This is a genomic window from Flavobacterium aeripolare (assembly GCF_013294025.1).
Classification (GTDB): Bacteria; Bacteroidota; Bacteroidia; order Flavobacteriales; family Flavobacteriaceae; genus Flavobacterium.
This window is the reverse complement of record NZ_JABSNL010000004.1, coordinates 101,788-113,303: the sequence shown is the minus strand read 5'-3', so window position 1 is coordinate 113,303 and position 11,516 is coordinate 101,788. Positions and strand designations below refer to the sequence as shown.

6 protein-coding genes and 1 tRNA gene are annotated in these 11,516 nt (G+C 34.7%); 2 read left to right on the top strand and 5 right to left on the bottom strand.

Features of this window, described 5'->3' with window-relative positions; genetic code table 11:
- Positions 1–30: 30 nt before the first annotated feature.
- Entirely contained in the window at positions 31–1,353 is a 1,323-nt protein-coding gene (locus HNQ00_RS06455) for a c-type cytochrome (protein WP_173837503.1), read from the bottom strand.
- Between the two features lie 217 nt (positions 1,354–1,570).
- Between HNQ00_RS06455 and HNQ00_RS06450 the strand changes: the two genes are divergently transcribed.
- Entirely contained in the window at positions 1,571–1,960 is a 390-nt protein-coding gene (locus HNQ00_RS06450; protein ID WP_173837502.1) for an SPOR domain-containing protein, read from the top strand.
- Positions 1,961–2,829: 869 nt separating this feature from the next.
- On the opposite strand, the gene infB is transcribed toward HNQ00_RS06450, so the two are convergent.
- The 4 genes from infB to HNQ00_RS06430 all read right to left on the bottom strand — a co-directional run bounded on the left by infB (position 2,830) and on the right by HNQ00_RS06430 (position 7,919).
- Positions 2,830–5,778 (bottom strand): translation initiation factor IF-2, encoded by a 2,949-nt coding sequence (gene infB / locus HNQ00_RS06445; RefSeq protein WP_173837501.1) that lies wholly within the window; start codon positions 5,776–5,778, stop codon positions 2,830–2,832.
- A gap of 48 nt (positions 5,779–5,826) precedes the next feature.
- Positions 5,827–7,080 carry a transcription termination factor NusA gene (nusA, locus tag HNQ00_RS06440; RefSeq protein ID WP_173837500.1) on the bottom strand — a complete coding sequence of 418 codons (1,254 nt, stop codon included), beginning with the start codon at positions 7,078–7,080 and terminating at the stop codon, positions 5,827–5,829.
- 13 nt (positions 7,081–7,093) lie between these two features.
- Entirely contained in the window at positions 7,094–7,558 is a 465-nt protein-coding gene (rimP, locus tag HNQ00_RS06435; protein ID WP_173837499.1) for a ribosome assembly cofactor RimP, read from the bottom strand.
- A gap of 290 nt (positions 7,559–7,848) precedes the next feature.
- Positions 7,849–7,919 (bottom strand) — tRNA-Gln (locus HNQ00_RS06430).
- Between the two features lie 255 nt (positions 7,920–8,174).
- Here HNQ00_RS06430 and HNQ00_RS06425 point away from each other — a divergent pair.
- Positions 8,175–11,456: a glycosyltransferase family 117 protein gene (locus HNQ00_RS06425; RefSeq protein ID WP_173837498.1), complete on the top strand. Its 3,282-nt coding sequence runs from the start codon at positions 8,175–8,177 to the stop codon at positions 11,454–11,456.
- The last annotated feature ends 60 nt before the right edge of the window (positions 11,457–11,516 follow it).

The following is an 11,516-nucleotide window of genomic DNA, read 5'->3' as shown; positions in this document are numbered from 1 at the left end:
TATATAAATATTAAAATCTTAATAATTTGATTAATAGTGGCATTTACCACATTCTAAACCTCCCATTTGCGCTGCAGTCAATTTGTCTACACCGTATTTCTTAGAAAGCTCTTCATGAATTTTAGTATAATAGTCGTTTCCTTCCATTTTTACCTCAGTTTTTCTATGGCAATTAATACACCATCCCATTGTTAATGGAGCAAACTGTTTTTGAATTTCATAAGTTTCAACTGGACCGTGACAAGTTTGACATTCAATTCCAGCGACAGTAACGTGTTGCGAGTGATTGAAATAAACAAAATCAGGTAAGTTATGAATACGCACCCATTTAACAGGCTGTGTTTTTCCAGTATAAGATTGCGTAGCTTTATCCCAACCTACTGCAGTATACAACTTTTGAATTTGCTCATCGTAAAATGCTTTGCTGTACTCAGGAGTAGCAGTAGTTTCAGCAACCTCGGCAATATTTTTATGACAGTTCATACAAACATTTAAAGAAGGTATACCCGCATTTTTACTTACCCTAGCAGCAGAGTGACAGTATTTACAGTTAATCTCATTATCACCAGCGTGAATCTTATGAGAGTAATGAATAGGTTGAATTGGCTCATAGTTTTGATCTACACCTACTTGCATTAAGAAACCATAAACAAAGTAAGCACTAGCTAACAACAAGAAGATAGCCGTAACCAATACTAAAAATTGATTTTTAGCAAAAGCTTTCCATATTGGAGTAGTTGGAGTACTTGGAGCGACTTGAATACCGTTTGCCTTAGCAACTTTAGTCAAGACATTGTTCACCAAGAACAACATCACAACCAACATCAACATTACAAGCGCTAAAGCACCTAAAATAATATTATTTGACACCCCACTATCAGTACCGGCACCAGCAGTAGCGGCTTGTCCAGGAACAGCAGCAGGAGCCGCAGCTTTCTCTTCAGAAGTATACGCAATGATATTATCAATATCTCCTTCTGACAGTTGAGGAAAAGCAGTCATTACAGACTTATTGTTTTCTTCATAAACCTTAACAGCAGCAGCATCACCTGACTTTATCAATTCAGAACTGTTATGAATCCACTTATAAAGCCATGCTTTATCGTGTTTCCCAGCCACACCCCTAAGAGCCGGCCCAGTTGATTTAGAATCTAACTTATGACACGCAGCACAGTTTGAATTAAAAAGCTCCTTTCCTTTTACAGGATCAGCGCCTTGTGCAGCCGCAGGAGCCTCAGTTGCAGCCGCAGGAGCAGCATCTTGTGCAAATGAAGTAAAGGAAATTGCAAGCATTAAAGTAACGCCTAACAGTAGTTTCCTTGAGATCGAATTATGGTTACCCACCTTTTTCATAAAATATAATGATTATCTACTAAAAATTGAAACAGTTTTCTATTTAAAAATTCGCAAACAGAACGTTCCTTTATTTTAAACTTCGACAAAAATACGACTTATGAACTATTCTCAAAACCTTAAAATAGTCTTAAATTCAATTTATATTAATTCTAAATAATAATTGGCTTTCGCATTCTTCGATTAAATAGTACTTTTGCTTAAAAACCATCACTTTATGAGAAACACATCAATAAAACTAGGCTTATTTTTAACATTTCTAATTTGCTTATCGGTAAATTCATTAATGGCTCAAGACCAAAATCTTAACGTAAAACAAGACGCCAAGTTTCAACAATTACTTAGTGAAAGAAGAAAAATTAGCAGCGCAGCGACAATCAACGATAGGTATAAAATCCAAATATTTAGCGGAGACAGCGACAAAGCAAAAAGCGAACTTTACAGCTGCAAGCAAAAATTTAGCGAACTAGATGGAACTATTGTTTTCAACACTCCCAACTATAAAGTGTGGATTGGAAATTTTAGAACTAGGATTGAAGCAGAGCGAAATTTAGTTCAAATAAAAAAAGAGTATTCAAATGCTTTTTTGATCAAGCCACAAAAATAATCTCGTCGTTAAGATTTATTAAGAGCCACTTCAATTTAGAAGTGGCTCTTTTGTTTGCCTTAAACCGTCATTGTGAAATTAGCTCTAACTACCCACTATAAATTCACGCAACTCCTACATCTGCGTATATGGTTCAAATCACTATTTCTAACTTAAGCCCTGCTGCATGACAAAAAATCAAACAGTAGCAATAAGATCAAACATTTTCCTGGATAACACTTCAATACTATACAAAACCGAACTTAATATTATAAATTTATAGAACAGTGCTTAATTTCAAATGAAATATAGGTTCAAAATTTAACCGAATGAAGCAATAACAATTATAAATAAAATATAAACCAGATAATCTCAGCAGAACAAAACTAATAATATATTTTTTCTACAATTTGGCAGACTACACTAGGTTAGCATTTAGAGATTAGAATTTAAGAAAGTTATAACCTGAAGAATGTGTTAATAACTCTGAATTGGAAGCATCAATCAGTATCTGCTATTCACATAATTCCAATCTTTCTTAAAAACATCAGCTGCTCTACAGAATAAAATAAAGAAACTAAATGAACTCCACACTTATTACCAAACAGTAAATCCTAAAGCACAACACAAAAACTGCTCTTTTAAGCAATTAAAAGAATCGAATCAACCAATGCTATAAAAAATAAAGATTAACAGTCAGGATCAATTACTACTTGCATTAAAACTCCGTTGTAGCATAACTTACAACGTACAATTTAATAAGATGCCAATTAGAGTTTAATAAAATTCAAAACACAATACAATGCTTGCGAATTTGATCTTTTTCCAAATAGTATAAAACACAAAAAATCCCGACGAATCGGGATTTTTTAATATAATTATACTGAATTTTATTTCAATTTCTTCTTAATAGCAACCTCATGGTATGACTCAATAACATCTCTTTCTTCGATGTCGTTAAACCCTTTAATTTGAATACCACAATCGTACCCTTTTGCAACTTCTTTCACATCGTCTTTGAAACGTTTTAACGCTACTAATTCACCACCGTGAACTACAACACCGTCTCTAATAACTCTGATTTTAGCGTTACGAGTAATTTTACCATCCATAACCATACAACCTGCAATTGATCCAACTTTAGAGATTTTGAAGATCTCTCTAATTTCAGCTGTTCCAAGAATTTCTTCTTTCATTTCAGGAGCTAACATTCCTTCCATCGCATCTTTTAAGTCATCAATCGCTGCATAAATAATAGAGTAGTAACGAATGTCGATTTCTTCTTTATCAGCTAACTGCCTAGCATTTCCTGCAGGACGAACGTTAAATCCTATGATAATTGCATCAGAAGCAGAAGCTAACATAACATCAGTCTCAGTAATTGCTCCAACACCTTTATGGATAATATTTATTTGGATTTCTTCAGTAGACAATTTAGAGAACGAATCAGATAATGCTTCAACCGAACCATCAACATCTCCTTTAAGGATTACATTCAATTCTTTAAACTGACCTAATGCAATACGACGTCCAATTTCATCAAGTGTAATGTGACGTTGTGTACGTACTGATTGTTCACGCATTAATTGAGAACGTTTAGCTGCAATTTGTTTTGCTTCTTTTTCGTCTTCAAAAATATTAAACTTATCACCCGCAGTGGCAGCACCATCAAGTCCTAAAACAGATACTGGTGTAGATGGACCCGCTTGTTCAACAGAATTCCCTCTTTCATCATGCATCGCTTTAATTTTACCGTGATGTTTACCAGCTAGCATATAATCTCCAATTTTCAAAGTACCATGTTGTACTAAGATTGTAGATACATACCCCTTACCTTTATCAAGGAAAGCTTCAACTACAGTTCCTTGAGCCGCTTTATCTGGATTAGATTTCAAATCTAAAACTTCAGCTTCAAGTAATACTTTTTCTAATAATTCTTTTACTCCAGTACCAATTTTAGCAGAGATATCATGAGATTGGAATTTTCCACCCCAGTCTTCTACAAGTAAGTTCATACTTGCTAACTTCTCCTTAATTTTCTCTGGATTTGCATTTGGTTTATCAACCTTATTAATCGCAAAGATAATTGGCACACCAGCTGCTTGAGCATGGCTGATTGCCTCTTTTGTTTGCGGCATGATATCATCATCAGCAGCAATCACAATAATAGCAATATCGGTAACTTGAGCTCCACGGGCACGCATGGCAGTAAACGCCTCGTGGCCAGGTGTATCAAGGAATGCAATTTTTTGACCATTATCTAATGTTACTCCGTAGGCACCAATGTGTTGTGTAATTCCTCCAGACTCACCTGCAATAACGTTTTCTTTACGAATGTAATCTAGTAACGAAGTTTTACCGTGATCGACGTGACCCATTACTGTTACAATTGGCGCTCTAAAAACTAAATCTTCTTCTTTATCTTCTACAACCTCTATTGCTTCTTCAATATCTACAGTAATGAATTCCACTTCATAACCAAATTCATCAGCAACGATGGTTAATGTTTCAGCATCTAGACGTTGGTTCATGGTAACCATGATACCTAATGACATACAGGTTCCAATAACTTTAGTAATTGGCACATCCATCATGATTGCAATTTCACCTACAGTAACAAACTCAGTAACTTTAATAGTTTTACTTCCTTCATCAATGGCTCTTTGCTCATCATCAGATTTTTGACGGTGCGTATCCCTCTTGTCTCTTCTGTATTTCGCAGCTTTAGATTTACCACCTTTTTTACCTTGTAGTTTTTCTAAAGTTTCACGAATTTGATTTTTAACTTCTTCTTCTGTAGGCTCTACTTTTGCAACAATAGCAGGTCTGTTTCCTTTAACGAAACCAGGTCTTGAACTCCTGTTAGCATTGTAACCACCACCACCAGTGTTAGGAGTGATTTTATTAGGATTTGGCGCTCCAGGAACTCCTGGAGGTCTTGGTGTACCCGGTTTAGGAGCAATCCTTTTTCTCTTATTTTTATTAGCGCTATTTGCTCCAGCAGCACCAGGCTTATTAGGAGTAATTTTAGGCTCTTCTTTCTTTTTCTTAGGTTTGTTAAACTGAGACAAATCAATTGTTTGACCCGTAAGTTTAGTTCCTGATAATTTTTGATACTGTGTCGCAATAGCTTCTTCAGCAGGTGCTCCTTCTGTTTTAGCAGCGGCATCTGTATTATCATTAGTTACAGCAGTTGGCGCTTCTGCTTTAGGAGCAGCTTCACTTTTAGCTTTAACCACTGGTTCAGTAGCTGTACTTTTAACCGCATCTTTTACTGGAGCTGCTTTAGCAACTTCCGGCTTGTCTTCCTTTTTTGCTTCTTTAACATCAACAGCAGGCTTTATTTCTTTTTTATCAGAAACAAGTTTTTCCTGAGCTGGCGTCGTAGGAGCAATAGTTTCAGCGGGAGCAGCTGGTTTAGGCGCTTCGGTAGTTTTTTCAGCAGTTGCTTTAGCTGGACTAGCTTTTTTAGGATTCAAGTCAATCTTACCAACTTGAACAGGACCAGTTACTGTAGCTCTCGCTTTGATAACTTCTTGTTGTTGCTTCAATATCTCCTCATCATGCTTGCGCTTATCCTCTATTTCTTTTTCACGTTCAACACGCAAAGCTTCTTTTTCCTTTCTCTTTTCTTCACCTACTTCCTTAGAAGCTTCTTTTTTCCCTCTGTCACCTGCAAATTGACCGCACAGAACATTGTATACATCATCAGAAATTTTTGTGTTTGGATTTGCTTCAATAGCAATCCCCTTATCTTTTAGATAATCCACAGCTCTTTCCAAAGAAATATTCAATTCCCTTAAAACTTTGTTTATTCTAATAATTCTCTCTTCAGACATAAAACCTTTTTATTATTACCTTTTTCGTTGTGTTGTTAGAAGCATAGATTAACTATCAAATTCTTCCTTCAATATTCTCATTACATCTAGAATAGTTTCCTCTTCTAGGTCAGTTCTTCTTACTAAATCATCTACTTCTTGTTTTAAAATACTTTTCGCAGTATCCAATCCAATTTTAGCAAACTCTTCTATAACCCATCCTTCAATCTCATCTGAAAACTCTGTCAACTCAACATCGTCTTCATCTGCAGTAGCACCAGCAACATCTCCTTCACGTATTACATCAAGTTCATAACCTGTAAGTAAACCCGCTAGTCTAATATTGTGACCACCTCTACCAATTGCTTTAGACACTTCTTCCAATTTAAGGAAAACGTCTGCCCTTTTAGTTTCCTCATCAATTTTTATCGACGAGATTTTAGCAGGACTTAAAGCTCTAGTAATAAACAATTGTACGTTACTAGTATAATTAATAACATCTATATTCTCATTCCCTAATTCACGAACAATACCGTGAATACGTGATCCTTTCATACCTACACAAGCACCTACAGGATCTATTCTATCGTCGTAAGTTTCTACAGCTACTTTTGCTTTTTCACCTGGAATTCTTACTACATTTTTAACTATGATAAGACCGTCAAAAACTTCAGGAATTTCTTGCTCAAACAATTTCTCTAAAAACTTCTCAGAAGTTCTAGACATAATAATTTGAGGTTTGTTTCCTTTTAATTCAACACTCTCTATAATTCCTCTTACGTTATCTCCTTTACGGAAGAAGTCAGATGGAATTTGTTTTTCTTTTGGAAGAACAATTTCATTCCCTTCGTCATCAACTAAAATAACAACTCTAGGTCTTACATGATGCACTTCGGCAGTATAAATATCACCAATTAAATCTTTAAATTGCTTGTAAAGATTTGTATTATCGTGCTCATGGATTTTCGAAATCAAATTTTGGCGTAAAGCTAAAATTGCTCTTCTCCCTAAATCAATTAGTTTAACCTCTTCAGAAACTTCTTCTCCAATTTCAAAATCCGCTTCAATTTTTCTAGCTTCTGTTAAAGTAATCTCTTCGTTTTCAAAATCTAAATCTTCGTCAGCAACAATGACCCTTCTTCTCCAAATCTCCATATCACCTTTATCAGGATTGATAATGATATCGAAATTATCATCTGAACCGTATTTTTTCTTCAATGCATTTCTAAATACATCTTCCAAAATTGCCATAAGCGTTACACGATCAATAAGTTTATCATCTTTAAACTCTGAGAATGAATCGATTAATGCTAAATTTTCCATGCGAATTCTTTAATTAAAATGTTACTGTAACAATTGCTTCTTTTATATCTGAGTAAGGAATCTCTAAACGTTTTTGAACAGTCTCTTTTCCCTTACCAATCTTTTTAGGTTCTCTAGCTTTCCAAGACAAAATTACAAAATCATCATTAGCTTCCACTAATTCTGCTTCTAAATTTTCAGTAGCTGTTTTCACTATCAGTGTTCTACCTACATTTTTCTTGTACTGTCTTACTAATTTCAACGGTGATCCCACACCTACTGACGCTACTTCAAGAGAAAAATCTTGCTCTTCTCTATCTAAATTACTTTCGACTAAACGACTTAAATCAATACAATCTTGCAAAGCAACACCGTTATCTCCATCTATAGCAACAATAATCTTGAATGCATCTGTAATAGTAAAATCAATCAGGAAAAGCTCTGGCTTCTCTGAAAGACTCTCAATCAACAACTTATTTACTTTTTCTTTAAATGTCATATTTTTATAAAAAGAGGGGACAATTAGCCCCCTCATTATCTAGATTTTAATAAATAACGGTGCAAATATAGTGTTTTTTTTTATAAACCGAAATATTTGTCAGCTGTTAAAATATTTCTTACGCTAATATAATTAGAGTAAGTAAGGTTTTTCCTATTATAATCTAATCTCAATTAATAAATTCAACTAATTTTAAATAAATTGTAGCCAACCAAATTAAGCTTAAGCAACAATTCTACAAATCTTTAGTCCAAAAAAAAAGTCTCTCAAAAAAATTTGAGAGACTTAAGTTGGTCCACAAGGACTCGAACCTTGAATGACTGCACCAAAAACAGTAGTGTTACCATTACACCATGGACCAGTTTGTTTGCCGTAGCAGCTTTATTGCTTAGCGAGTGCAAATTTATACTTATTTTTAGTTTGCGCAAACTTTTTTAGCATTTTTATTCAAAAAAAATGAAAGTTTTTTTCGCCAAGCATTAAAAATATCCAAAAAATATTCAGAATCAATTAGTTAGTAAAACCGCCTACTTTGAAAGAATTTTATGTTAATGCACTTCTCCTTAACTAAAAAAACATTTTCTTTGTATCTCGAAATTAAACTAAAATTTTAAACATGATTAAGGCGACATTCAATTTCAATAAATGGAATACAATATTAGGCTGGATTACATTTGGAATCGCACTATTAACTTTTACACTTACTGTTGAACCCACAATGAGTTTCTGGGATTGTGGTGAGTATATTGCTACCGCTGCAAAACTACAAGTAGGACATCCTCCTGGAGCTCCCTTATTTCAAATGATTGGAGCTTTCTTTGCCATGTTTGCTACAGATGCGCAACATATAGCCTTAATGGTAAACATGACTTCGGTATTTTCAAGCGCATTTACCATCCTATTTTTGTTCTGGTCGTCTTCAATGATTTTAAGAAAATTGGTTGCCGCAGTTTCTGAATTAAATGATAATAATGAAATCGTTATACTAGGAAGTTCCTTTGTAGGAGCACTGGCTTTTGCCTTTTCAGATAGCTTTTGGTTTAACGCCGTAGAAGCCGAAGTTTATGCAATGGCATCTTTATTCATCGCACTACTGCTATGGCTAGGACTACGCTGGGAGCAAGAAATGAATACAGAGCGAGGTGACCGATGGCTATTGATCATTTCATTGGTTGTTGGACTTTCTTTTGGAGTTCACTTTATGGCATTACTAACCATTCCAGCAATAGGCTTTTTATATTTCTTTAAAAACTATAAAGTAGTCACTGTAAAAAGTTTTATCATCGCAAACATCGTAGTGGTTTCTATCTTACTTTTTATATTTAAATTACTACTTCCTGTAACGATGGCTTTTTTTGGGCAAACAGAGATATTCATGGTCAATAGCCTAGGATTACCTTTTAACTCAGGAACTATATTTGTTGCACTTCTATTTATTGCATTTTTCTACTTCGGTTTAAAATACACACGTAGCAAAGGATTAATCAAATACAATACGATTTTACTATGTATCCTATTTATACTTATAGGTTTCTCTACTTGGATGATGCTACCAGTGAGAGCTAATGCAAACACTGTTATCAACGAAAACAAGCCCTCTGATGCAGCCGAAGTATTGGCCTACTACAACCGTGAGCAATATGGTGTTAATCCTTTATTTTACGGACCACAATACACAGAAACTTTTTCTGGACTAGATAAAAACAATCCTTACTTAGACAAAGCACCTAACTACGAGAGAGATTACAAACTTGGAAAATATGTAATCGTAAATAATTTCAAAAATGCAGATCAAAATAGTGATGATAATCAAAAAACTATTTTGCCTAGAATGTGGAGTTCTGAGCATATTGAAAACTACATGAACTTCACTAATGCGCCAGAATTCTCTATTGACCCTAGCTATGATTACGAGCAAGACTTAGCACAATATGGTATTGATGTGAATACCTTATCTCCTGAAGATTACAACAAAGCTATAGCGCAATTAAAAAACGAAATATATAAAAACGTTAATGAGTTTCGCCAGGCCTATGCTCAAAAACAAATTGACAATGAAGGATACATTAAATTCTTAAAAAGCTACAGTCAATACCTAATTGTCGAAAAACCAACAACAGCTGATAATTTAAGTTTCATGGTCGAATACCAATTTGGCTATATGTACTGGAGATACCTGATGTGGAATTTTGTAGGCCGTCAAAACGATATTCAAGGTAGATACAGCAATCAGGAAGGAAACTGGCTAAGTGGAATCAACTTTATTGACAGCTTACATCTAGGGTCACAAGATAATCTACCATCTGATGTATTAAACAACAAAGGAAGAAACACCTATTACTTTTTACCATTTATTCTAGGACTAATTGGTATGATGTATCATGCAACAAAAGACCGTAAGAGCTTTTACGTACTACTATCACTGTTCTTATTTACGGGATTAGCATTAAAAATATACTTAAACGAACGTCCTTTTGAGGTGAGAGAACGCGACTATGCCCTTGTAGGATCATTTTACGTATTTGCAATCTGGATTGGTTTTGGAGTATACTCCTTATATGAGTCGTTACGCAAATACCTATCCCCTAGCATCGCAGGTCCGGCAATTATAACTGCAAGTTTACTGGCAGCTCCTGTATTAATGGGATATCAAAACTGGGATGATCATGATCGCTCAGGAAAATATACTGCAACAGCAATGGCAAAAGCGTATTTAGAGTCATGTGACCCTAACGCTATTTTATTCACTATTGGTGATAACGACACCTTCCCATTATGGTATGCTCAAGAAATTGAAGGCGTACGTACAGATGTTAAAATTGTAAATACTAGTTTATTCAATACAGACTGGTACATTGACCAAATGAAACGTAAAAGCTATGAGTCAGCAGCATTACCTATTTCATTTACACATGATGAGTACGTGGGTGATAAGTTAGACTACGTGATCTACATTCCTAAAATAGAAAGTAGATGGGAAATTAAAGAGTTCTTAAGATTTCTTAAAAATCCTGACGCCACTGTACAAATGAACAATGGGCAGTCAATGCACTTTTACCCTACTGACAAAATTAGAATACCAGTAGACAAACAAGCAATTATTAAAAATAAAGTTGTAGCACCTAAGTATTATGACTCTATTGTTCCTTATATTGATATTAATATTAAAGGGAGAGCCTTGTATAAAAACAGGGTAATGATGCTAGATATTGTTGCAAACAATGACTGGAAAAGACCTATTTACTTTAGCCCAGGGTCATTTGATGATGATGACTACTTATGGATGAAAAACTACCTTCAATTAGAAGGATTGGTATATAAGTTAGTTCCTGTTAGAACAACTATCCCTAAAGACGGTAGCCCTCTAGACTTAGGATCTGTTGATTCTGATAAAATGCTACAAATCGTTAAAAAATGGGAGTGGGGAAATAGCGACAGTGATAAAATTTACCATGATCCTGAAACGCGTAGAGAGTCTATCAACTATAGAACAAACCTAGCGCGTTTAATGAAAAAATTAATCGAAGAAGGTAAAACTAAAAAGGCTGCAGAAGTTATCGATCTTGCAATGACAAAGATGCCGGTAGATAAATTTTACTATTACGCTTTATTAGAACCTTTCACAGATGGTTATTACAAAGTGGGTGATAAAGCTAAGGCAGTAGCATTGTTACAAAAGTTGATTGGAAAATACCAAGAGAATCTAAATTATTACAAAACATTAGATCCATCTGAACAAAGCGGATTAGTAATGGACATCATTACCGACATTGAGCGATATAGAGGCTTAATCCAAGTAATGCGTGATAACAACGATCTTGACAATTACAATAAATCTAAAGTCGTTTTTAATACCTATATCGACATGTTCAAGAGATTTGGTAGAGACAAAGAATAAGAACAGTCCCCAATTTTAACATAAAAATGTAGCAGTATCACTATGGTATTGCTACATTTT

Excerpts from the sequence above, each read along its gene's own strand:
- HNQ00_RS06455 (WP_173837503.1), bottom strand. The coding sequence starts at position 1,353 with ATGAAAAAGGTGGGTAACCATAATTCGATCTCAAGGAAACTACTGTTA.
- HNQ00_RS06450 (WP_173837502.1), top strand. The coding sequence starts at position 1,571 with ATGAGAAACACATCAATAAAACTAGGCTTATTTTTAACATTTCTAATT.
- infB (WP_173837501.1), bottom strand. The coding sequence starts at position 5,778 with ATGTCTGAAGAGAGAATTATTAGAATAAACAAAGTTTTAAGGGAATTG.
- nusA (WP_173837500.1), bottom strand. The coding sequence starts at position 7,080 with ATGGAAAATTTAGCATTAATCGATTCATTCTCAGAGTTTAAAGATGAT.
- rimP (WP_173837499.1), bottom strand. The coding sequence starts at position 7,558 with ATGACATTTAAAGAAAAAGTAAATAAGTTGTTGATTGAGAGTCTTTCA.
- HNQ00_RS06425 (WP_173837498.1), top strand. The coding sequence starts at position 8,175 with ATGATTAAGGCGACATTCAATTTCAATAAATGGAATACAATATTAGGC.